General features: G+C 73.9%; 22 protein-coding genes. 10 read left to right on the top strand and 12 right to left on the bottom strand.

Annotated elements, in window-relative coordinates; genetic code table 11:
• The 7 genes from B0E54_RS32860 to B0E54_RS28940 all read right to left on the bottom strand — a co-directional run.
• A partial coding sequence (locus tag B0E54_RS32860; RefSeq protein ID WP_234589906.1) for a DUF6297 family protein occupies nt 1–411 on the bottom strand: 411 nt, incomplete at its 3' end.
• Nucleotides 408–1,010: an ABC transporter ATP-binding protein gene (locus B0E54_RS28915; protein ID WP_234589908.1), complete on the bottom strand. Its 603-nt coding sequence runs from the start codon at nt 1,008–1,010 to the stop codon at nt 408–410. The genes B0E54_RS32860 and B0E54_RS28915, both read right to left, overlap by 4 nt.
• 93 nt (nt 1,011–1,103) lie before the next feature.
• The gene (locus B0E54_RS28920) at nt 1,104–3,482 is read right to left on the bottom strand and encodes a tetratricopeptide repeat protein (protein ID WP_234589910.1); all 2,379 of its coding nucleotides are present in this window, start codon (nt 3,480–3,482) and stop codon (nt 1,104–1,106) included.
• Entirely contained in the window at nt 3,479–5,236 is a 1,758-nt protein-coding gene (locus tag B0E54_RS28925) for an ABC transporter permease subunit (protein WP_234589913.1), read from the bottom strand. Before B0E54_RS28925 ends, B0E54_RS28920 begins: the two co-directional genes overlap by 4 nt.
• Complete coding sequence (locus B0E54_RS28930; RefSeq protein ID WP_234589915.1) at nt 5,233–6,510, bottom strand: extracellular solute-binding protein; 1,278 nt, start codon at nt 6,508–6,510, stop codon at nt 5,233–5,235. The genes B0E54_RS28925 and B0E54_RS28930 overlap by 4 nt, the downstream gene beginning before the upstream one ends.
• On the bottom strand, nt 6,507–7,139 hold the full coding sequence (locus B0E54_RS28935; RefSeq protein ID WP_234589927.1) for an ATP-binding cassette domain-containing protein: 633 nt from the start codon (nt 7,137–7,139) through the stop codon (nt 6,507–6,509). The genes B0E54_RS28930 and B0E54_RS28935 overlap by 4 nt, the downstream gene beginning before the upstream one ends.
• Before the next feature lie 89 nt (nt 7,140–7,228).
• Nucleotides 7,229–8,221 carry a YafY family protein gene (locus B0E54_RS28940; RefSeq protein ID WP_234589940.1) on the bottom strand — a complete coding sequence of 331 codons (993 nt, stop codon included), beginning with the start codon at nt 8,219–8,221 and terminating at the stop codon, nt 7,229–7,231.
• A gap of 44 nt (nt 8,222–8,265) precedes the next feature.
• On the opposite strand from B0E54_RS28940, the gene B0E54_RS28945 reads away from it, so the two are divergent.
• The 4 genes from B0E54_RS28945 to B0E54_RS28960 all read left to right on the top strand — a co-directional run bounded on the left by B0E54_RS28945 (nt 8,266) and on the right by B0E54_RS28960 (nt 11,664).
• Nucleotides 8,266–8,745, top strand: coding sequence for a hypothetical protein (locus tag B0E54_RS28945; RefSeq protein WP_234589953.1), 480 nt, complete (start codon nt 8,266–8,268; stop codon nt 8,743–8,745).
• Nucleotides 8,745–9,206, top strand: a complete 462-nt coding sequence (locus B0E54_RS28950) for a hypothetical protein (RefSeq protein WP_234589955.1) — start codon at nt 8,745–8,747, stop codon at nt 9,204–9,206. Before B0E54_RS28945 ends, B0E54_RS28950 begins: the two co-directional genes overlap by 1 nt.
• A 108-nt stretch (nt 9,207–9,314) precedes the next feature.
• On the top strand, nt 9,315–10,805 hold the full coding sequence (locus B0E54_RS28955) for an NAD(P)/FAD-dependent oxidoreductase (protein WP_234589957.1): 1,491 nt from the start codon (nt 9,315–9,317) through the stop codon (nt 10,803–10,805).
• Nucleotides 10,792–11,664: an SDR family oxidoreductase gene (locus B0E54_RS28960; protein ID WP_234589970.1), complete on the top strand. Its 873-nt coding sequence runs from the start codon at nt 10,792–10,794 to the stop codon at nt 11,662–11,664. Before B0E54_RS28955 ends, B0E54_RS28960 begins: the two co-directional genes overlap by 14 nt.
• Here B0E54_RS28960 and B0E54_RS28965 read toward each other — a convergent pair whose 3' ends face one another.
• The 3 genes from B0E54_RS28965 to B0E54_RS28975 all read right to left on the bottom strand — a co-directional run bounded on the left by B0E54_RS28965 (nt 11,665) and on the right by B0E54_RS28975 (nt 14,883).
• The gene (locus tag B0E54_RS28965) at nt 11,665–13,143 is read right to left on the bottom strand and encodes a cryptochrome/photolyase family protein (protein WP_234589972.1); all 1,479 of its coding nucleotides are present in this window, start codon (nt 13,141–13,143) and stop codon (nt 11,665–11,667) included. It abuts the gene before it with no gap.
• A 75-nt stretch (nt 13,144–13,218) separates the two neighbouring features.
• Nucleotides 13,219–14,394: a low temperature requirement protein A gene (locus tag B0E54_RS28970; protein ID WP_234589974.1), complete on the bottom strand. Its 1,176-nt coding sequence runs from the start codon at nt 14,392–14,394 to the stop codon at nt 13,219–13,221.
• A gap of 69 nt (nt 14,395–14,463) precedes the next feature.
• Nucleotides 14,464–14,883 carry a hypothetical protein gene (locus B0E54_RS28975; RefSeq protein WP_234589977.1) on the bottom strand — a complete coding sequence of 140 codons (420 nt, stop codon included), beginning with the start codon at nt 14,881–14,883 and terminating at the stop codon, nt 14,464–14,466.
• Between the two features lie 188 nt (nt 14,884–15,071).
• On the opposite strand from B0E54_RS28975, the gene B0E54_RS28980 reads away from it, so the two are divergent.
• Nucleotides 15,072–16,157: an S-(hydroxymethyl)mycothiol dehydrogenase gene (locus B0E54_RS28980; RefSeq protein ID WP_234589979.1), complete on the top strand. Its 1,086-nt coding sequence runs from the start codon at nt 15,072–15,074 to the stop codon at nt 16,155–16,157.
• Nucleotides 16,157–16,786, top strand: a complete 630-nt coding sequence (locus tag B0E54_RS28985) for an MBL fold metallo-hydrolase (protein WP_234589981.1) — start codon at nt 16,157–16,159, stop codon at nt 16,784–16,786. Before B0E54_RS28980 ends, B0E54_RS28985 begins: the two co-directional genes overlap by 1 nt.
• 82 nt (nt 16,787–16,868) lie before the next feature.
• Here the strand turns inward: B0E54_RS28985 and tsaA are convergent, their stop codons facing one another.
• Nucleotides 16,869–17,297 (bottom strand): tRNA (N6-threonylcarbamoyladenosine(37)-N6)-methyltransferase TrmO, encoded by a 429-nt coding sequence (gene tsaA / locus B0E54_RS28990; protein WP_234589994.1) that lies wholly within the window; start codon nt 17,295–17,297, stop codon nt 16,869–16,871.
• Between the two features lie 53 nt (nt 17,298–17,350).
• On the opposite strand from tsaA, the gene B0E54_RS28995 reads away from it, so the two are divergent.
• From B0E54_RS28995 to B0E54_RS29005, 3 genes are all read left to right on the top strand, one after another.
• Complete coding sequence (locus tag B0E54_RS28995; RefSeq protein ID WP_234589997.1) at nt 17,351–17,809, top strand: glyoxalase/bleomycin resistance/extradiol dioxygenase family protein; 459 nt, start codon at nt 17,351–17,353, stop codon at nt 17,807–17,809.
• Nucleotides 17,793–18,965: a DUF3626 domain-containing protein gene (locus B0E54_RS29000; protein WP_234589999.1), complete on the top strand. Its 1,173-nt coding sequence runs from the start codon at nt 17,793–17,795 to the stop codon at nt 18,963–18,965. Before B0E54_RS28995 ends, B0E54_RS29000 begins: the two co-directional genes overlap by 17 nt.
• Before the next feature lie 158 nt (nt 18,966–19,123).
• Nucleotides 19,124–19,840, top strand: coding sequence for a hypothetical protein (locus tag B0E54_RS29005; RefSeq protein ID WP_234590002.1), 717 nt, complete (start codon nt 19,124–19,126; stop codon nt 19,838–19,840).
• 90 nt (nt 19,841–19,930) lie between these two features.
• Here the strand turns inward: B0E54_RS29005 and B0E54_RS29010 are convergent, their stop codons facing one another.
• On the bottom strand, nt 19,931–21,349 hold the full coding sequence (locus B0E54_RS29010; RefSeq protein ID WP_234590006.1) for a hypothetical protein: 1,419 nt from the start codon (nt 21,347–21,349) through the stop codon (nt 19,931–19,933).
• 360 nt (nt 21,350–21,709) lie between these two features.
• Here B0E54_RS29010 and B0E54_RS29015 point away from each other — a divergent pair, with 360 nt between their 5' ends.
• Entirely contained in the window at nt 21,710–22,021 is a 312-nt protein-coding gene (locus tag B0E54_RS29015) for a MazG-like family protein (RefSeq protein ID WP_234590008.1), read from the top strand.
• Nucleotides 22,022–22,657: the final 636 nt, after the last annotated feature.

Below are 22,657 nucleotides of genomic sequence, written 5' to 3' on the forward strand. Positions count from 1 at the left end.
CGCCGCGCCCGCCAGCAGGACGGCCAGGCGCGGCGCCAGCCAGGCCCGCCGGTCCACCGGAGCGCTGGTCACCCAGCTCTGGGTGGCCGGGGTGACCAGCAGCGGGCCGAGCGCGCGCAGACCCCGCCAGGCGAGTCCCGCGCCGGCCAGCAGCGCGGCGACCGCCAGCCACCAGCGCACCCCCGCGTCGGCCCGGCCCACCGTGGGGGAGACCAGCACGTCGCGGCTGGCGCTGACCGCGAACCAGCCGTACATGCCCACGAAGAGCACGATGACGTACGCGTCGCCCAGCACGTCGCCGAGCGAGTGCTCGTGGTGGCGGCGGCGGGCCCGGCGCAGGTGCGTACGCACCTGTCGGGCGGTGGGCAGCCCGGCGGGTGTCTGGGCGACCGTGGCCGGCGGGGCGCTCACCGACCGATCTCGATCCGCTCGTCGACCACCGCGTCGATCAGCTCCGGGTCGTGCGAGGCCAGCAGCACTGCGGTGCCGGCGTCCCGTTCCCGGCGCAGCCGGTCGGCCAGCCACTGCCGGCCGCGTACGTCCAACCGCTGCTCCGGCTCGTCCAGGATCAGCACCCGGCGGGGGCGCACGAAGCACGACGCCAGCGCCAGCCGGCGGCGCTGCCCACTGGACAGGGTCACCGGCAGCTGGTCGCGGGCCGGTTCCAGGCCCAGCTCGGCGAGCACCTCCTCGACCGGCTCGGCGCTGCCCCCGTGGGCGTACGCGACCAGCTCCAGGTGCTCGACCACCGACAGGTCGGGGAAGAAGTCGATGTCGTCCAGGGCGGCCGCGACCAGGGCCCGCACCTGCGGGTCGGTCTCGTCGGCCCGGTACCCGTGCACCCGCACTTCACCCGCGTCCGGCCGGTCGGCGCCCACCACACACCGCAGCAGGGTGGTCTTGCCGCTGCCGTTGGGGCCCAGCACCACCGCGATCCGACCCGGCGCCACCGTGAAGCTCACGTCGTCGAGCACGACCAGGTTGCCGAAGTTGCGGCTGAGTCCCCGCACCGAGAGAGCGTCCACGGTCACACACTCTCCCAGACCCGTGCCACCGACCAACGCGAGCGATGGACATCACGCCGGCGCGGCGCGACGAGCGGCTCAGGGGCCAGTCTGCGGCAGGTCGACGTCCTGTTCCAGGCGGTGGTCCGCGGCGGCCAGCGCCCGGTCGTCGTCGACCTCCTCGGCCACCGTCGCCGCGTCCGCCCAGAGCCGTCGCGCCTCGGCCCCGCCGCCAAGCGCGGCGGCGGCGTCGCCCAGGTACAGCAGGGTGCGGCCCAGCCCCGCCGTCGGCCGGGTCTCCGCCCGCAGCCGCCGGCTCTCGGCCAGCAGCTCGTACGCCGCCCGCGCCTGCCCCGGCGTGCTGGTCAGCAGCGTCGCCCCGGCGTTGAGCAGCGCCGCGGCGCGGCTGGTCGGGTCGTTGACGGACTCGTACTCGCGCAGCGCGGCCCGCCACGCCTGCGCCGCGTCCAGGTGCTCGCCGAGGGTCGCGTGCACCAGCACCAGGTTGGTCAGCGCCGCGGCGTAGCCGCGCGCGTCACCCACCGACCGGAACGTGTTCGCCGCCCTGACCAGGTGGTGGTGCGCGGTGTCCAACTCGCCCCGGGCCAGTTGCGCCGCGCCCAGGCCCAGGTCGGTGAGGGCATGCCCGGAGCGGTCCGCCGACGAGCGGTGCCGGCGGGACAGCTCCAGGTGCTCCACCGCGTCGTCGAGTTGCCCCAGATCGAGCAGGGCCAGGCCCAGGTTCATCCGTGCCTGGGCGGTGCCCCGCCGGCCGCGCTCGGCCACGGCGAGGGTGAGCGCCGCCGCCGCGCCCTGCGGGTCGTGCCGGCGCCGGCGCAGCACCCCCAGCTCGTTGTGCGCCCACCCGGCGATCTCCGGCCGGTCGTCGGCGGTCGGGGTGGCCAGGACCGTGCGGCAGACCTGCTCCCACTCGTCGAGTCGCTCGACGTGCGCGAGCCATCCGCACAGCGCCACGGCCAACCGGAACCACCACCTGCGGACCCGACGGGGCAGCGTCTCGGCAGCTCCGGCCGGCACCCGGACCACCGCCAGCAGCAGCTCCTGGTGCAGGTCGAACCAGCCGTACGGGTCGTCGTCGAGTGGCAGCGACCACTCCCGGTCCGGCGGGGAGCCGAGCACGGCCAGGTTGGCCGCGTGTCGTTCGGCCCGGCGGGCCAGGTGCCGGGTCAGTCGGGCCTGCGCGGCGACCCGGGAGCGGGCCGGCTCGGCGTCGCGCAGGTGCAGCCGGGCGTTCGCGGCGAGCAGCGGGCGGATTTCGTACCGGTCGCCGCTCGCGCCGACCACGAACGCGGCGGCGGCCAACTGGTCGAGAAGCCCGGTCACCCGCTCGGGGTGGCGGCGGGCCAGCGCGGCGATGGTCGGCCGGTCCACCGGGGCGGGGGTCAGCGACATCAGCCGGTACAGCCGACGCGCCTCGCGGGTCAGCGCCCGGTAGGCGGTGTCCCGTTCGGTGACGAGTTGGGCCGCCGGCGACACGGCGACGCGCTGGTGCGGCGGGGTGCGCACCGCCCGGCGCAGCGCGTCCAGCACGTCGGAGTGCCGCCAGCCGTGCTGGGCGGTGCGGTAGCCGAGCGCCCGCACGGTGCGGGGCTGCCGCCCGCACAGGTCGACGATCTCGCGTACCGCCGGGTCGGTGCGTGGGTCGGCGCGGCGGATCCGGGCGGCGGGCGCGGCCCCACCGGCCGCCGCGAACAGCTCGACCGCCTCGTCCGGGCCGGGCTCGGCGATCCAGTGCTCCACCACGCCGCCCAGGCCGCTGAGGGCGGGGCCGCCGGCCAGCAGCAGCCGGCAGGTGCGGGCAGTCGGCGGCAGCAGCGCGCGGACCTGCTCGGGACGGTCGACGTTGTCCAGCACCAGCAGGATCTTGCGACCGTCGAGCTTGCGGCGCAGCGCGGCGGCGGCGGCCGCGAGGGCGTCCGGGCGGCCCGACGTCGGTGGGGCGGTGCCCAGGACGCCCGCCAGCGCGGTGAGCACCTGCCGTGCGGAGCGGGGACGACCGCCGCGGCGCAGGTCGAAATGGTACTGCCCGTCCGGGAAGTCCTCCCGGCACAGGTTCGCCGCCTGGACGGCGCAGGCGGAGGTGCCCACCGCCCGCCGGCCCAGGACCGCCACCGCGTGCTCGCGGGCGAGCAGGTCGAGCACCGCCTGGACGTGCTCCTCCCGACCGGCGAACCCGGCCGTGTACGGCAGGGTGGGCACGTCGGTAGGCGGTGTGGTGACGACGTCGGTGGGCTCCGGGCCGGTCTGGCGGACGGCACGTCGTCGGCGCAGCTCGAACACCACGAAACCGACGCCGCCCACGACCGCCACCACGATGCTGGCCGGGCCGAGCACACTTGCCGCGAACTCGGACAGCAGGTTGCTGGCCAGGTTGCCGAACACGCCGCTGAGCAGCGTGCCGATCGTCACGAGCACCGGCCAGCGCGGCGCGCGGCCGGGACCGGTGGGGCCGGTCACCGGACGCCCCCGGAGACCAGCCCGGCGACGAGCTGCCGTCGGGCGAGCACCATCAGCACCACCGGAAGCACCGAGGCGAGCACCGACCCGGCGGCCAGGACGCCGCTGTTGGACACGAAGCCACGGCTCTGCCCGGCCAGGAACAGCCCGAGCGGGGTGGCCTCCGGCCCGCTGAACAGCAGGCCCACCGCCAGGTCGTTCCAGACCTGGACGAACTCCAGCACGGAGACGGCGATCACGGCCGGCAGGTTGTGCCGGGCCAGCCGGTGCAGGGTGCCCCACCAGCGCCGACCGCCCAGCCGGGCGCCCCGCACCTGCTCGGCCGGCAGGTCGGCGAACGCGTTGCGCAGCACCAGCACCGCGAACGGCACCCCCAGCGCCACGTGCACCAGGGCCAGCCCGCGGGCGGTGCCGGAGGAGAGCACCACGCCCAGCACCTCGTTGACCGGCCCGGCGATCACCTGCACCGGGACGACTGTGGCGGCCATCAGCAGCAGCCCGGTCGCCTGCGCGGCCGGCCCGGTCAGCCACGCCAGCGGGTACGCGGCCAGCAGCGCGACGACCAGCACCGTGGCGGTCACGACGGTCGCCAACAGCAGCGTGAAGCCCAGCGCCCGCCACAGCTCGCCGCCACCGAGCAGCGCCGCGTAGGAGCCCGTCCCGGGCGGAGCCGACCACCAGCCGCGCGCGGCGGCGTCCACCTGCCCGTGCGCGGAGGTCGCCACGAGCACGACGAGCGGGATCAGCCAGGCCACCGCGCCGCCCGCGGCGAGCAGCCGGAACAGTCGTCGCGGCGGCGGGGTCGTCGGTGCGGGCCCGGGTGTCGCCTCGACGCGGGGTGGCGGCCACGCCTGGCGGACGAAGAACGCCGCCACCAGCATCCCGGCGGCCACCGCCACCAGCCAGACGACGCCGAGCGCGGCGCCCTGCCCGGTGGTGGTGCCGCCCGAGGTCTGCCAGACCCGCAACGCGAGCACCGCCGCGTCGTCGCGGACCGACCCGGGCGTCATGACGAGGATCAGGTCGAAGGTCCGGCTGGTGCCGAGCGCCACCAGCGCGAAGACCACCGCGACGGTACGCAGCAGCAGCGGTCGCCACTGCGCGTCCCACAGCACGTGTCGTCGACCGCCGCCGTAGGCGCGGACCGCGTCGGCGAGGCTCGGCGGCAGCCGGTCCAGTGCGGCCCGGAAGACCAGCACGGCCAGACCCACCCAGGCCCAGACGAACGCCGACATCAGCGCTACCGTGACCAGGCCCGGCCCGAGCAGTTGCGGCGCGTTGTCGTCGGCGCGGCCGGTCAGCCGTGCCGCGAGCAGGGTGGCCAGGCCGCGGGTCGGGTCGGGGTCGTACATGAGGCGGAAGGTCACCCCGGTGACGACAAGCGGCAACGCCACCGGCACCAACAGGATCAGGCGGACCAGGCCGCCCTCCTTCCAGCGGCGGGACGCCACGGCGAACAGGTAGCCCACCGCCGGCACCAGCACCGCCCACAGCACCGTCCGGCCGACCACCGCACCGGTGCCGGGCGCGGCGAGCGCCGCGCGGAAGTGCTCCGCGCCGACCCAGCGACCGTCGGTGGTGACGCTGGCGTGCAGCGTGCGCAGCACCGGCCACAGCACCAGCGCGCCGAGCAGCAGCGCGGCCGGCAGCAGCAGCGCGGAGGTCGCCCCGGCCGCCGGGTAGGCCCGGCCGCGCCGGGGCGGGCCCACGTCGTCGAGCACCGCCAGCTCGCCGAGCACCTTGACCTGGCTCATCGGCCACCGCCCGCGTCGCGGGCCGCCGCCGCGAGCTGCCCGGTGGCCCGGCGAACCGCCTCACCGGCGGAGACACCGTCGGTGACGTCGGCGAAGAAGTCCTGCATGATCCGCCAGATGCCCACCCCGTCGGAGCCGGTGAACGGACCGGGCAGTTGGTCGGAGAGGTCGAAGTGCAGGGTGTCGGGGCCGCGCATCTCGCGGGCCAGCTGGCGACGGACCGGGTCGGCGTAGTCGGTGAGCGCGATGGTGGTGTTCGGCGACAGGTAGCCACCGGCGCGCAGCCAGGGCTGGAACGAGTCGGCCCGGGTCAGCCACTCGACCAGCTCCACCCCGCCCCGGGCGTCGGCGAACACCACCGCCACGTCCCCGCCCACGATCAGCGCGCCGCCGCCCGTGCCGGCGCTCGGGAACCGGAAGGTGACGGGCTCCTCCGGGCCGCGCCGGAACCGGCCGACCACCTCGGCGGTGAAGTCGGCCTCGAAGACCATCACCGCCCGTCGGGAGCGCACCACCTGGATCACCGACTCCTCGTACTGGGTGAGCAGCGCCCGTCGGCCGCCGCCGGGGAAGGCGCCGTCGATGCTCCACAGCTCGGCGAGCCGGTCCAGGGTGTCGCGCACCGGCCGGCCCTGCCAGTCGGCGTCCGGCCCGGCCAGGGCGTCGTAGGCGGTCGGCGCGAGGTCGGCCAGCACGTTCTCGAACCAGTCGGTGAGCACCCAGCCGTCCGCCGCGCCGATCGCCAGCGGCGCCGGGCCGGCGCCGCGCCGGGCGAGCGCGCCGAGGCGGCGGGTCAGCGACACCAGCCCGTCCCAGCTGGTCGGCTGCTCGGGCAGCATCGAGGGCAGGTGCCAGACCAGTGACTTGTGCGCGGCCTTGACCCAGACGCCGTAGCGCTGCCCGCCGGCCATCAACAGGTCGCTGAGCCCGATGGGCACCGCGTACTCGGTCGAGGGGCGCACCGGGCGCAGCCAGCCCCGCGCGGCGTACTCCGTCACCAGGCCGGGGCGCGACAGGATCGCCACGTCCGGCGAGGTGCCCGCGAGGTGACGGGCGCGCAGGAACGCGTCGATGTCGTTGCCGGCGCTGACCACGCGCACCGGGTGGGGATAGGTGGCCACGACCTCCCGGAAGCGGTCCAGCTCGCTGCCGCTCCACACCACTGCCACCTGCACCGAGGGGCTGCCGCCGGCACACCCGGCCGCGGTCGCCGCCGCGCCGGCCGCTGCGGCGCGCAGCAGCGTACGCCGGGTGACCCGGCCGGCCGGCGTCACCGCAGCGCCTCGTCGGGCTCGGTGACCAGCTCGTGGTGGCGGGGGATCTCGGCGAGCGTGGCCGGGTCGGCGGTGCAGACGAGCACGGCCACCCCCGGCGCGTCCGGAGGCGCCAGTCGGGGCAGCAGGTCGGCGAGGCGGCTGCCGCCGGACGGGTCGACGGGCAGGTCGATCACGAGCACCTCGGGCAGGCAGACCGCCGCGCGGGCCAGTGCCACCCGGAAGCGCTGGGCGTCGGAGAGCAGGTGGGGCAGCAGATCCAGCGTCGGTGCCAGCTCCAGCCGGTCCACCACGGTGGCCGTCCAGTCGTCGGCCACCTCGTGCACCCGCTCACGTTTGCGCTGGCCGTACTCGATGTTGCGGCGCACGGTGAGCTGCGGCAGCAGCGCCCCGCCGGCGGGCACGTAGCCGATCTGCCGGCGCGGCGGCGCGAGGGCCGTGACGTCCCGGTCACCGACCAGGATCCGCCCGGTGACCGGGGCGGCGAGCCCGGCCAGCACCCGGGCCACGGCGGTGCCGACCCGCGGTGGCGCGACCAGGGCGACCGTTTCACCGGACGGGACGTCGAGGGTCACCGGCCCGGTGCCGGGGACGGCGACCAGTGCGCGTAGTCGTAGCGTGGCCCTCACCTCCGGTGACCGCTGGTGCCCGTCCCAGGGTGGCACACCCTGCCGACAGTCGATGTCCCGCCGATCTTCCACTGTGGAAGGGGCGGTGGCTATCGGGTCGGCTGGCCGGCGGGGGCGTAGAGGGCGGCCAGCCCGGCGGCGGTGGCGGCCAGGCGGTCGCGGAGCGCGAGCGGGGTCAGCACCTCCACGTCGGCGCCGAGGCGCAGCAGGTCACCGTGGGCGTGGGTGAGCGACTCGATCGGCAGGACGGCGGTCACCCAGCCGTGCGCGTCGGGTGGCCCGGCGCTGGCGTCCACCGCGGACACCACCGGGTCGCTGCCGATCTCCCGCAGCCGTTCCCGGCCGGCGGGCGACAGCCGTACGGTGGCCTCGTCGCGGTGCAGCCGTTCCCGGAACCGGAGCACATGCTCCCGCCACCAGGCCGGCAGGTCGAAGTCGGGAGGTCGGTCGAACTCCTGCGCCAGCGGGGTCAGCGCGAGGATCTGGTTGACCCGGTAGGTCGCCGGCTCGTCGCGGCCCGGTCGGGTGGCCACCACGTACCACCGGCCGCCCTTGAGCACCAGGCCGTACGGCTCCAGCACCCGGGTCACCTCGCCGCGCCAGCCGCGGTAGCGCACCTCGATGCGCTGCTGCCGCCAGACGGCCTCGGCGGTGCGGGCCAGCTCGGGGGAGGCGTCGCCGTCGGCGTACCAACCGGGTGTGTCCAGGTGGAAGCGTTGTTGCAGCTGGGTGGCCCGGTCGCGCAGGGGGGCGGGCAGCGCGGCGTGCAGCTTGAGTTGCAGGGCGGCCACCACGTCGCCGTAGCCCAGCTCGTCGGCGGGGCCGGGCAGCCCGGCCAGGAAGAGGCGGTCGGCCTCCTCGGCGGTCAGGCCGGTCAGCCGGGTCCGCCAGCCGTCGACGAGTTGGTAGCCGCCGGCGTGCCCGGCCTCGCCGTAGAGCGGGATGCCGGCGGCGTGCAGCGACTCCACGTCCCGGTAGATGGTGCGCGGGGAGACCGACAGCCGCTCGGCGAGCTGCGCGGCGGTCAGCCGGCCGTGCGACTGGAGCAGCAGCAGGACGGAGAGAAGTCGGCTGGCCCGCACTTCACTGACACTAGCTGTCAGTGAAGTGGTCCTACCGTCCCGGCATGGCTTTTCGCGACAAGGATCTACGAACGCTGGCGCCGGTCACCGTGGACGGCTGGCAGCTCAAGCGCTACCACATCGACCAGCCGGAGCGGCCTATCGAGCCGGAGGTGCGCAAGGCCGCGTACGACCTGCTGCCAGCGCTGCTGGCCCGCGCGGTGAGCGACGGCACCCCGGCCGCCGGCTGGGTGGTGCTGCACCGGGGCGCGGACACCGGCGCCTACCTGCTGGCATACACCTGGGTGTGGGACAACGCGCTGCAAGTGCACATCGCGGTGGCCGGGCAGCCCGCGCTGGACTGCCCGGACGTCGACCCGACCCACTTCGTCGAGCTGGGTCGGCGCGAGGTCGGCTGCGTATGGGAGCTGGCGGTGCTGGAGCACGAACGGGCCGCCTGGGTCCGGCACATGCTGGTGCCCGAGGCTCCCGACCTGACCGGCTATCTGGATGACACGCGAGCGGAAGGGCCGGTGGGCCGCTGATGGGCGACTTCGACTTCTACGTGGGCACCTGGAACGTGGTCAACCGTCGGCTGCGCGAGCGGCTGACCGGCTGCGACGAGTGGGAGGAATTTCCCGGGGTGTCGGTCGCGCACAGCTTCTTCGGCGGCGGCGGCAACTTCGACGAGATCACCTTCCCGACCAAGGGTTTCTCCGGCGCGACGATCAGGATCTTCGACCCGGCGAGCGGGCAGTGGTCGATCTACTGGATGAACAGCGGTCGGGGGGAGTTGGAGCAGCCGCCGATGGTGGGGCGTTTCGTCGACGGGGTGGGCCGCTTCTACGCCGACGACCAGCACGAGGGGCGGCCGGTCCGGTGCCGGTTCATCTGGTCGGGGATCACCGCGACCACGGCCCGCTGGGAGCAGGCGTTCTCGGTCGACGGCGAACGCACCTGGGAGACGAACTGGATCATGGAATCCACGCGAGCGTCCACCGACTAACCTCCGGGGGCCATACGGAGATGGCGGCCCGGCGGTGGTCTCGGGCTAGGTGCCCGGCGTCCGGGGCGGTGTTAGTGTCCGTCCACCGCCCCGGACGGGAGGAACGCGATGCCCTCCGACCACGTCGACGTGCTCATCATCGGCGCCGGCCTGTCCGGCATCGGCGCCGCCTGCCATCTGCGCCGCGACTGCCCCGACAAGACGTACGCGGTGCTGGAGGCACGGGACGCGATCGGTGGCACCTGGGACCTGTTCCGCTACCCCGGTATCCGGTCCGACTCGGACATGTTCACCTTCGGCTACTCGTTCCGGCCGTGGGCCGACGCGACGGCCATCGCCGACGGCGCGGCCATCCGGGAGTACGTGCGCGACACCGCCCGGGAGTACGACGTGCAGCGCCACATCCGCTTCTCCCACCGGGTGACGCGCGCCGAGTGGGACAGCGGAACCGCCCGCTGGACGGTACACGCCGAGCGCGCCGACACCGCCGAGACCGTGGTGCTGACCTGCTCGTTCCTGTTCGCCTGCACCGGCTACTACCGCTACGACGAGGGCTACACGCCGACCCTGCCCGGCGTGGACGGGTACGCCGGGCGGCTGGTGCACCCGCAGCACTGGCCCGACGACCTGGATCACACCGGCCAGCGGGTGGTGGTGATCGGCAGCGGCGCGACAGCCGTGACCCTGGTGCCGGCCCTGGCGCAGCGGGCCGCGCACGTGACGATGCTGCAACGCTCACCCACGTACGTCATCGCCCTGCCCTCGCGCGACCGGCTGGCCGGCGCGTTGCGGCGCCGGCTGCCGGCGAACGCCGCGTACCGGGTGGTGCGGTGGAAGAACGTGCTGCTCTCCACTGTCAACTTCCAGCTCAGCCGGCGCGCGCCCGCCCTGGTCAAGCGGCTGCTCCGGCGCGGCGCGAAGCGCCAGTTGCCGGTCGGGTACGACGTCGACAGGCACTTCTCGCCCCGCTACGACCCGTGGGACCAGCGGCTCTGCGTGGTGCCCGACGGTGACCTGTTCACCGCCGTGCGGCAGGGGCGGGCGGCGGTGGTGACCGACACGATCGACACGTTCACCGCGCACGGGGTCCGGCTGGCCTCGGGCGACGAGCTGAGCGCCGACATCGTGGTGACCGCGACCGGGCTCAACCTGCTCGCGCTCGGTGGCCTGACACTGCGGGTGGACGGCGTCGACGTCGATCTGCCCGGGACCGTGGCCTACAAGGGCATGATGCTCTCCGGCGTGCCGAACTTCGCGCTGACCATCGGCTACACCAACGCGTCGTGGACCCTCAAGGCCGACCTGGTCGCCGGCTACGTCTGCCGGCTGTTGCGCCACCTGGACCGCACCGGCCAGCAGGTCGTCACCCCGCTCCCACCGCCCGACGCGCGGCGGGTGCCGCTCATCGACCTGCGCTCGGGCTATGTGCTGCGCAGCGTCGACGCGCTGCCCAAGCAGGGCGCGCGGGCACCCTGGCGGCTGTACCAGAACTACGCCCGCGACGTGCTGCTGATGCGGCACGGCCGGCTCACCGACGAGGGTGTGCGGTTCTCCCGCCGCACCCGCGAGGGAAGGAGCACCGATCGTGCGGAGGTTTGAGTTCGCCGGCGCGACGGCCGTCGTGACCGGCGCGGCCAGCGGCATCGGCGCCGCGTTGGCGCACGGCCTGGCCGCTCGGGGCAGTGACCTGGTGCTGCTGGACCGCGACACCGAACGGCTGGACGCCGTCGCCGCCGCCATCCACACCGCGCATCCGGACCGGCAGGTGCACACGTACCGGGTGGACCTCGCCGACGCGGCGGCCACCGCCCGGGTCGCGGTCGAGATCGGCCAGCGGCACCCACGCGTCCGGCTGCTGGTCAACAACGCCGGCGTCGGCCTCGGCGGCCGGTTCGACCAGGTGACGTTCGACGAGTTCAGCTGGGTGATCGACGTCAACTTCCGGGCCGTGGCGCAGCTGACCCACGCGCTGCTGCCCGCCCTCAAGGCCGAGCCGGGCGCGCACCTGGTCAACGTCTCCAGCCTGTTCGGGCTGATCGCGCCGGCCGGGCAGACCGCGTACGCGGCGAGCAAGTTCGCCGTCCGCGGCCTCACCGAGGCGCTGCGACACGAACTCGTCGACGACGGCATCGGTGTCACGTCGGTGCACCCCGGCGGGATCCGTACCCGGATCACCGAGAACGCGCGGGTCGGCAGCGGCGTGTCGATCGAGGAGTACACCGCCGGCCGGGCCCAGTTCGAGAAGCTGCTCACCATCGCGCCGGAGCGGGCCGCCGAGGTGATCCTGCGAGGCGTCGAGCGGCGCAGGGGCCGGGTGCTGATCGGCTGGTCGGCGAAGGTGCCCGACCTGCTGGCCCGGATCATGCCGGCCTCGTACAACCGGCTGCTTGTCGTCGGTCTCAACCGGGGTGTCACCCGGCCGGTGCCGATCCCGCCGCCCGTCGCGGACCCCACCTGATCACGGAGGGCTGCTGCCTCGCTTCTCCTCCTGCGCCAGCACCGCCTCGCGGTGCTGCGGCTCGTCGCGGCGGGCCAGTTCCGCGGCGAGCCGCGGGTCGGCCACCAGCCGCTCCCGGTTGCGGTGCAGAAAGCTCTCGAAACCTCCGGTGTACGGGCAGGCCAGCTCGCCGAGCGCCCGCTCGGGCGTGTAGCGGCAGCCGGCGCAGTAGTCACTGATCTCGTCGATGTCGGTGCCGTCCACCGCGTACGGGCGGGTGTCCACCCGGGCCAGATCGGCGTACTGGCTCATGCCGATGACCGTCGCGTTCATCACCCAGTCGGTGCCGTCCACGAAGCAGCGCTGGAACCAGTCCGCCACGTCGGTGGGACGCCAGCCGCGCTGCAACGCGTAGTTGCCGAGCACCAGCAGCCGGGGGCTGTGGTGCGTCCACGCCCGGTCCCGGACGGCGGCGAGCACGTCTGCCAGGCAGCGCGCCTCCACCGCGTCGGCGTCCAGCTCGGCGAACCACTGCGGCATCGGCTCGGTCGCGGCCAGCCAGTTCGCGCCCCGGAACTGTGGCTCGTGGTACCAGTACAGCTGCCAGAGGAACTCCCGCCAGCCCAGCAACCCGCGGATGAACGGCTCCACAGCCGTGCGCGGCGCGGCGCCGGAGCGCCACGCCTGCTCGGCGGCGCGTACGGCCGGCTCGGGGTGCAGCAGCCCCAGGTTGAACGACGACGACAGCGCCGAGTGCGCGAACAGCGGATCGTCGGCGCTCATCACGTCGGCGTAGCGGCCGAACCCGGGCAGCCGGTACGTCAGGAAGTGCGCCAGTCGGGCCTGCGCCTCGGCGTGCGTGGCGGGGTGCTGCCGGGGGCCGTCACGGCCGACGAACCGCACCCCGTCGGCGGCCCACCGGTCCAGATCGTGGCGGACCTGCGCGTCGATGTCGTCCTCGACGATCGGCGGTGGAGGCGGCGGCGTCGCCGGCACGGCCGGGGCCTCCCCTCGCGGTCGACGCGGCGCCGGGGCGCCACCGGACCCGCCGGCGCCCCGGGCCGTCCCGCTCAGCACGTCGTGCCAGCGACGGGCCTGCCGGTAGAAGTCGGCCATCCGCAGCGGGCTCCGGCGGGTGCGGTCCGCCCACGCCGTGAAGTCGGCCTGGCTGGTGATGAAGCCGCGCGGCGGCAGCACCGTCAACCCGGGCGCCGAGCGGGCGAACTCCAGCGTGGCCCGGGAGTGCGGATGGCACACCTCGACCGGCTCGGCGACCTCGGCCAGGGCCTCGCGGAACGTGCCGGTACGCAGCAGCAGCGCCCGGTCGCCCAGCTCGGCGGCGCGGTGGCGCACTGCGGAGAGGATCAGGTGCGCCTTCTGCCGGTGCATCGGCCGACGGCGAAACAGCTCCCGGACCTCCACCAGCAGGACCGGTTGATCGGGGTCGTCGAGGAAATGTGGCCCGAGTTGGTCGGCCAGCAACCATCGGCGGCGAGGCATGCCGCAATTCTGCCGACTTCCGGGCCGTCCCGCGCGCCGGCAGGCCGGGTGGCCGATCTCTGATCCAGATCGGAATCAGGCCCGGCGCGTCGCGGGCGCCCCGCTGTCGCGTTCGCGCAGCAGCACCGTCAGGGTCACGAGGGCGACGAGCAACACCGCGAGCACCTGCACCGGGGCCGGGCCCAGCGGCACGAGCAGCGTCAGCAGGGCGACGACCGGATAGGCGACGACCACCGCGCCGTGCTGCTGGCGGCGCACGAGCAGCACCCAGACGGTCAGCAGGTAGACGGCTGTCGGCACGGCCACCGCGTACGCGGCGGCCGTGCCGGAGACGTGCGCGAGGTGCCGCTCGTGGTCCACCACCACGGGCAGGCCCGCTCCGACCGCGGCGATCGCCCCGAAGATCAGATAGTGGCCGTAACCCCAGATGAGCGAGTACGGCAACCGGTCCGGCGCGTCCACCGGACGGTCGAAGTAGAGCCACCAGAGCGCGAACACGATGAGCGCGCCGGCCGCCGCGAGCGCCCAGAGACCGTGGTCGCCCGCGTCGAGCCCGGTCTGGATCGCCACCGAGATCGCCAGCACCGCCTCGCCGAGCACGATCAGCGTGAACAGTCCGTACCGCTCGCCGATGTGCCCCGGGTGCCACGGCGTCATCCCCGGACGCTCGGCCACCGCCGGCACCAGCAGATCGGCGAGCGCCAGCAGCACGAACGCCCCGATGCCCCAACCGTCGGGCAGCGCCAGCCGCAGCAGCCAGCCGAGCTGCACGACTGTCACGCCTATCGCGTAGCGGCGTGCCGCCGCCCGGTGCGCCGGATCGCCGGCGGCTGCCCGGATCCACTGGGTGACAGCGGCCAGCCGCATCACCACGTACCCGTAGGTGATGACGGTGAAGTCGCCGTCGGTGAAGGCCCGGGGCACCCCGGCCGCCAGGATCAACGCCCCGGTGATCTGCACCAGCGTCGTGATCCGGTAGACGTCGTCGTCGGTGTCGTACGCCGAGGCGAACCAGGTGAAGTTCATCCACGACCACCAGATCGCGAAGAACACCATCAGGTAGCTGGTCAGCGCGTGGGCGAGGTGGCCCTCGGCGACGTCGTGGTGCAGGCTGGTCGCCGCCTGCGCCACGGCCACCACGAAACACAGGTCGAAGAAGAGCTCCAGCGGGGTGGCCGAGCGGTGCGGCTCGTCGCGGCGGCGGGGCCTCATCGGCCGGTAGAACGGTCGCACCGAACGACTGTGGGTCACCGCAGCTCCTCAGACCGACCGCCGGGTCGCCCACACGATAACGGGTGGCGGCGGCGCGATTCGCCCAGGTCAGCCGCGCCGGCGGCCGTGGGTCAACCCCTCCAGCACCAGGGTCAGGCCGGCCCCGACCAACCAGACGTCCTTGGCCAGCCCCGCGCCCTGCTGTGTCGGCCGTACGCTGCCCGGCTCGCGCATCCCGGGCGTCTTCAGGTACAGCTGCACGAGGCCCGCGCCGAACGCGGTCAGGCCGAGCCCCACCAGGGGCGCCGGGACGAACGGTGCGAGCAGCGCGGCCCCCAGGGCGATCTCGGAGTACGACAGCAGCTTGGCGAACCGTGGCGGCTCCAACTGACCGAGCTGCGGCATGGCCGCCACCGCCATCCCGTGCATGGCCTGCGCGGCCTCGCCCTCCAGGTTCCGCTTGCCCAGACCCGAGTTGAGGAAGTACGCCCCGATGGTGACGCGCAGCGGCAGGTGCGCGAATTTCATGATCACTCCCGGTGGTCGTGGTCCGAATTGTGGCCCGCGTACCCGGCGTGACAGCCGATAACCGCACCGCCCGGCCGACTGGGCCGACAGTGGTGATCGGGGTAGGTTCGCCAGGGGCCCACCGCCGAGCCCGGTTCATCCGCCCGCCCGGTGTCCGGCCCCGCCGCACACCACCAGCAGGAGGCGAAGTGAGCCAGCAAGTCCGGGGAGTCATCTCCCGCAGCAAGGGCGCACCGGTCGAGGTCACCACCATCGTGGTGCCCGATCCCGGCCCCGGTGAGGCGATCGTCCGGATCCAGTCCTGCGGGGTCTGCCACACCGACCTGCACTACCGCGAGGGCGGCATCAACGACGACTACCCGTTCCTGCTCGGGCACGAGGCGGCGGGCGTCGTCGAGCAGGTGGGCGACGGCGTCACCGACGTCGCCCCGGGCGACTTCGTGGTGCTCAACTGGCGGGCCGTCTGCGGCGTCTGCCGGGCCTGCCGTCGGGGCCGGCCCTGGTACTGCTTCAACACCCACAACGCCACGCAGCGGATGACGCTCACCGACGGCACGGAACTCACCCCGGCGCTGGGCATCGGCGCGTTCGCCGAGAAGACGCTGGTGCACGCCGGTCAGTGCACGAAGGTGGACCCGGCCGCGCGGCCGGCAGCGGTGGGCCTGCTCGGCTGCGGCGTGATGGCCGGGCTGGGCGCGGCGATGAACACCGGCAACGTGACCCGCGGCGACTCGGTGGCGGTGATCGGCTGCGGCGGCGTCGGGGACGCGGCGGTCGCCGGCGCGGCCCTCGCCGGCGCGACCACGATCGTCGCGGTGGACACCGACAGTCGCAAGCTGGACTGGGCCCGACAGTTCGGCGCGACGCACACCGTGAACGCCTCCGAGACCGACCCGGTCGAGGCCATCCGCGCCGCCACCGGCGGCTTCGGGGCCGACGTGGTGATCGACGCGGTGGGACGACCGGAGACCTGGAAGCAGGCCTTCTACGCCCGGGACCTGGCCGGCACGGTCGTGCTGGTCGGCGTGCCGACCCCGCAGATGCGCATCGAGCTGCCGCTGCTGGACGTCTTCGGGCGCGGCGGCGCGCTCAAGTCCAGCTGGTACGGCGACTGCCTGCCCAGCCGGGACTTCCCGATGCTCACCGAGCTGTACCTGCAGGGCCGTCTCGACCTGGACGCCTTCGTCACCGAGGAGATCGCTCTGGACCAGGTCGAGAACGCGTTCGACCGGATGCACCACGGCGACGTGCTCCGCTCGGTGGTGGTGTTCTGATGGCCGTCCGGGTCGACCACGCGGTCACCTCCGGCACGTTCTCGCTCGACGGGCAGACGTTCGAGGTGGACAACAACGTCTGGGTGATCGGCGACGACGACGAGTGCGTCATCATCGACGCGCCGCACGACGTGCCAACGATCCTCGCGCTGGTGGGCGGTCGCCGGGTCCGGGCGATCCTGGCCACCCACGCGCACGACGACCACGTACGGGTGGCACCCGAACTGGCCGAGGCCACCGGCGCTCCGGTGCTGCTGCACGACGCCGACCGGGTGCTCTGGGACCTGGTCCACCCCCAACTGCCGCCGCACGGCGAGGTGCGGGACGGGCAGAGCATCGAGGTGGCCGGCACCCCGCTGTGGGTGCTGCACACCCCCGGGCACAGCCCCGGCGCGTGCAGCTTCTACGCCCCGGAGCTGGGGGCGGTGTTCACCGGCGACACCCTGTTTGAGGGAGGGCCGGGCGCGACCGGGCGCTCGTACAGCGACTTCGACACCATCATCGAGTCGATCCGCACCCGGCTGCTGACCCTGCCCGCGGAGACTGTCGTGCACACCGGGCACGGCGACAACACCACGATCGGCGCGGAGGCCCCGCACCTGCCGGAGTGGCTGGGCCGCGGTCACTGACGGCGGCCGGCCTACGCGGCGGCCGGGCTGAGTGTCGCGGCCCGGCTGGTTGTCGCAGCCGGGCCGACGGCCGGCGCGGCGCTCAGCGTTCGTCGGGTGGGCCGAGCACCGGCTTGACGTCCAGGACGGGGGTGCCGTCGAGGGCCTCCAGGTCGGCCACCTCGACGCGCAACCCGTCCACCGCCAGCACCCGCACCCGGTGCAGGCCGATCGGGTTGGGCCGGTGCGGGGAGCGGGTGCTGAACACGCCGGTGCGCGGACAGGTCTCGTCGCCGCGCGGGTGCACGGTCAGCACGTCGCGGCGGGCGCGGTCCAACCAGGTCAGCACCAGCAGCTCCGCGCCGGCCGACAGGTCGGCCAGCGCCTGCTCGACCTGCGGGTCGAAGATCAGCCACGCCGTGGGCGCACCCTCATCGCCCTGCCGGGGCGCGCTCGCCGCGTCGGTCAGCGGCGAGGCCACCCGACCGACCGGACGCACCACGTACGCGTCGTCGCCATCCGTCTCGACCATCGTCGCTCCCTTCCGGACGGTGTTCAGCCTAGGGCGTTGTTAGGATCCGGCGCATGGCCGCCGAGCATCAGGTTCCCGTCGTCCGTCAGCTGCGCCTCGTGGTGGAGGCGGCCGACCACGAGGCCGCGGTGGCGTTCTACCGGGACGCCCTCGGTCTGCCCGAGGAGGCAGCGTTCACCGGTGACGGCGACGCCCGCGTGGTGATCCTGGACGCCGGTCGGGCCACCCTGGAGATCGCCAACCCGGCGCAGAAGCGCATGATCGACGACGTCGAGGTGGGCCGGCAGGTCGCGCCGCGCATCCGGGTGGCCTTCGAGGTCGACGACACGCGGGCGACCACGGCCCGGCTGGTCGCCGCCGGGGCGAGCGAGATCGCGCCGCCGACGCGTACGCCCTGGCAGTCGCTGAACTCGCGCCTGGACGCCCCGGCGGACCTGCAGATCACCGTCTTCGAGGAGTTGGGCGCACCGCCGGAGCGCGCCGTGGACCCCGGACATGACGGCGACGTCTGACCGACGGCTCCGCGCCGCACTCACCCCGGCGCAGGCGGCTGCCCTCGCGTACGTGCGGTCGTCGGCGGTGGTCGAGCGTCCCGCGGCGCTCGCCGCGATCGAGCGGCACCTCGCCGCGGCCGATGTCGGCCACCGGCCGCAACGGCTGCTCGCCGCGGCTGCCCACCGTGGTCGGCTCACCGTCAACTTCCACCCCGATCGCCTGTGCGCCGACGGGCGTGCCGTCGCGGCGGCGCTGGCCGAGGACGGGGTGTACCGCAGTCAGTTCGTCACCGGGATCTCCAACGGCGGCCTCACCGCGTATCCCGGTGGCGACCGGGACCGGTGGGAGCACCGGATGTTCGGCGGCGCGTACCAGCGGCCCGAGGTGGCCCCGGCGGAGCGACCCACGTACGGCGGGATCAACCTGCTCGACCACGCGGACGGCGCCTGTCCCCGCTTCGGCTCCTGTCACCTGCGGCTGCGTCCGGCGGTGCTGGGCCGGGCGACCTTCTGCCTCGGCGACAGCCACCTCGGTCCGGGCGTGGTGGGCACGGCGGACGCCTTCGAGGCGGTGTTCGCCGGGCTGCTGGCCGGCGTCGCCGGCACCGGCGAGTGCCTGGGACGGGCCGGGATGAACGTCGCCTCCCTGGCCCGGACGCTGCTGGAGGCGCCGAGCACGCCGGCCACCCTCGGGCGCGCGCTCGACGACTACGTGGAAGCCCAGATCCACGGCCCGCTCGACCTCGCGCACGATGTCGAGGAACTGGTGGTGGATCCGTCCTTCGCCGGCACCCCGACCGGGGCGGCGCTGGAATCAACCGCCCGGCGGTACGGTTTTCCGCTGCGCTGGCACCCCGGTTTCGCGCTGGCCGTCGACCGGGTCGACGCCGAGTTCCGGGGCCCCGCGATTCCGGTGCTCGCGGCACGCCTGCACCGGGAGTTCGCCCGCCCGGGCACGCCGGTGGACGCGGAGCTGATCGGTCGGGGCGCCGTGTCGGTGGTCACCGAACCGCAGCGGTGGGCGGACCGGGGCCCGATCGCTGACACCCTGCAGCACCTCAAGCAGCTCTGGCACGTTCTCGTCCGGTTCGGCACGGCCCACGCGGCTGACCCGGCCCGGGCGGATCGTCCCATTTCGCCGCGCGAAGGGTCTGCCACCCGATTCTCGGAGTGACCGGGACCGCAGCCACCCACGGCTCGGGCATTTCCGGAATGACCGACACGTCAACCCGGTTGTGTCCCCCGTACCGCCGGAGCCCAAACCCCTTTCCGCGGTCATCCTCCCGAGGAGCGTTCACCCCGGAGCGCTCCGCACGATCGAAAGGAACCATCGTGAAGGTCGACTTCACTCGATGGCTCCCCGCCATCGCTAAGGACTCGTACCGCAAGACCGCGCTGAGCGTGGTGGGTGTGGCTGCCCTCGGCGGTCTGGCCCTCGCGCCGACCGCGACCGCCGCCCCGGTCACCAGCGGGCCGCACCAGGGCGCTGTCGCCGCCATCGACCTCGCCACCGGCAAGGCCGCCACCTCGGCCAAGCAGCAGAAGGACCAGCCGGTCGAGTCCGGACTGACCACCGGCTCCGCCACCGGCAAGCCGCCGGCCGGCAAGCCGAGCCGCGACGAGTTGATCCCGCACGGCATCGAGGGCGCCCAGTCGCGCATCCCGCTCGACGACGCGCAGCTCGCCAACGCCCGGGCGATCGTGGACGCGGCCAAGAAGACAGGCGTCGGCGACCGTGGCGCGGTCATCGGCGTCGCCACCTCGTTGCAGGAGTCGAAGCTCTACAACCTCGGCCACCTCGGCGCGTACAACGACCACGACTCGCAGGGACTGTTCCAGCAGCGCCCGTCGTCCGGTTGGGGCACGCCCGACCAGATCACCGACCCGGAGTACGCGGCCACGGCGTTCTTCAGCGCGCTGAAGAACGTGGGCGGCTGGCAGGACCTGCCGCTGACCGCCGCCGCGCAGACCGTGCAGGTCTCCGCCTTCCCGTACGCGTACGCGCAGTGGGAGGAGCAGGCGGCGGACGTCGTCCAGCAGCTCTGGTGACACGACACGCACACACACGCCGGCCGGCCCCCATCTCGGGAGCCGGCCGGCGTCGTCGTGTCCGGACGGCGCTGCCTGGACGGCGCTGCCTCAGCAGGGCGCGTACAGGCGGCGGGTGCCGACCCCTGCGGCGTACGCGGCCCGGTCGCTGAACCGGCAGCCGTAGTCGGGTCGGGCCACCACCGCCGGATCGGTCACCGTGTCGCCGGCCGGGCGCTTGCCGGTGCGTACCCAGGACACCAGGTCGTCCCAGGCGGCGCCGGCCTCGGCCGGGCTGAACTCGCAGTGCTGCGCGGCCCGGATGGCCCGCTGCACCACCAGCCGGCCACGACCGTGCCGTGCCACGTCGGTGGCGTACGCCTGCTCCATGCTGAACGGCACGAACATGTCGCCCAGGTCGTGCAGGCTGACCACTGGCGCGCTCGGCCGCCCGGCGATCTTCGGCACCTCGGTCAGCGTCGGCAGGAGTCGCTGCACGACGTTCTCCGGAGCCACCCGCTGCACCGACGAGTTGACGTCGACCGGGCTGTTCGGGCTGTAGCGGGTCAGCAGGTTGGTGGAAATCTGGCTGGGCCGCTGGGCGGGGGAGTCGCCGCCGTCGGTCACCGCGATGGAGAAGAGGAAGTCCTTCCAGACCGCGAAGGCCGCCTCCGCGCCGGGCCGTGGCCCGCCCGAACGGTTCACGGTGATGGCCCGCAACTGCTTGCCCCGATCGTTGGTGGTGTCCGGCCCGGTCGGCGTGAGACCCGCCAGCCCGAGCGCCACCTGGATGCGGGGCACCGCGTTGCCCAGGTAGTCGGCCGGCGTCGGGTAGGCCGGCACACCGGCGAGCGTCTGCGCGACCAGGTTGTAATCCAGATAGAAGTCCAGCAACGTCTGGTCACCGAGCACGCCGCACATGGGCAGCGCCCCGTCGTAGTAGCCCGGATACTGCTCCAACGAGCGCCCGATGACGTACCCGCCCATCGACACCCCCGCCAGGTAGGTGCGGTGAGGTCTGCGCACCGTCCGCCCGAAGTGGTCGGCGAGGTCCCTCGTGCTCAGCACGCCGGAGCGGATGTCGAAACCGTTGCGGTCGTACGACGACGACGCCCACGCGTATCCCTGGGCCAGCAGCCGCTGGCGCAGCTCGAAGGCCGGCGGCTCCGGCGAGAGCACCGTGCCCTGGCCGCGGTAGCCGTGCGCCCACACCACCAGGTCACCGTTCCACCGGGCGGGAACCTCGATGATGTACGCGGCGTGCCGGTGCACGCCCTGGCGTACCGTCGTCGGCTTGCCGGCCACCACCAGCGGCGCCAGCGGCGGATTCTGGAAGGTGTAGCCGGGCAGCGGCTGGTCGCCGGAGGGGTCGTGGCCGGCGGTGCTGGGCGCGGCGCCGGCGGTGTTGGCTGCGGCGGCGGTGTTGGGTGCGGCGGCGGTGGGTGCGGCGCCGAGCAACCCGACGGCCAGGGTCAGTGTCGCGGTGACGGCGATCAGGGGGCGGAGCCTGCGAACGGGTACGGACAGCATCGATGCTCCCCATCGGACGGATGTCGCCTGCGGGGGCGACCAGGCGGGACGGTTGCCTACCGGCCGGTAGCGCCCTGAACCTAGGACTGCCGTCGACCGGAGTCAATGGCTGAACTGACCGGCCAGTCAGGCAGCCGGTGCGGCCCGCGCGTCCCGACCGTGTGGTGCGGCCTGACCGTGCGCTGCGAGTGCTGACTGTGAGGTGCGGGTCCGTGCGGTGCGGGCCCGTGCGGTGTCGGTCCTGACGTGGGGTGTGCGTCCCGGCCGCGCCCGGTGCGCCCTTTGCCGTGCCCCCGGGTGCGCCTGACCGTGCGGCCCCGGTGTGTGGACCGGCCGGGGTGGTCGGGTTGACTGGTCGCCGTGGACGACTCGATCTGGGCGGCGGCCCGGTCTGCGCGGAGCTGGCTGGACGCGGCGAACGGAACCGGGCAGACGGAACTGACCTGCCGCATCCTGAAGCTCACCGAGGAGGCGGGGGAGGCGTCAGCCGCCTGGATCGGTCTGCTCGGGCAGAATCCGCGCAAGGGTGTCACCCATACCGGCGAGGACGTGGCGGCCGAGTTGGCCGACGTGGTGTTCACCGCGCTCGTAGCCATCGAGAGCCTCGGGCTCGACGCGCAGACCGTTGTGGGGGCCTGTGCGGAAAAGGTCCGCTCTCGCCTGGAAGGCTGACGCCATCCGACCTCCATGATCCACTCGACTTCATGGAAACCGGGGTATCGGCCGAGTCCGTATACCCCGGTTTCACGTAACCCGAGTGGATCATCCCGTGGCCGTTCCCAACCGCCCGCGTCGCTGTGCCCGACTGGGCGGGATGTCCGTTTCTGGGCGGTCGTTGGGTGGTGACCGGTCGCATCCGTGGGCCGGAATCGTGGCGGGCCGGGGGTCGTTACATACCCTGACGATCGCAGGACCACGGCCCGCCCCCGCCCGCTCGACCGGGCTGGGAATGGCCGACGCGGCCGGGTCGTTGCAGACCCCCGAACAACCCGTGGCCCCGCCCCCTGGGCCCCGGTGAGGGCCCGGGAATGACCCCGGATGGCCGGCCGTTACACACGATCCGGACGCCGCGAGCCCCGCTTGCGGGCTGCCGGGAATGACCGCGGATCGCGGGTCGTTACACCCGGTCCCGGCGCCACGAGCCCCGCTCGCAAGGTCGCCGCGCCGCGAGCCCCGGCTTGCAGGCCCCCAAACTTTTCCCTTGTTTTGTGCAGCGCCGGACGAGGTGCTCACATCCGCGTCGCCGCTCCCCGGCGGTGAGGCGGGTGTTCCTACCCCCGAAGGAGCTACCCCCATGAACACGATCTT

The sequence above is a fragment of the Micromonospora sp. MH99 genome (assembly GCF_021442385.1).
Lineage (GTDB): Bacteria > Actinomycetota > Actinomycetes > Mycobacteriales > Micromonosporaceae > Micromonospora.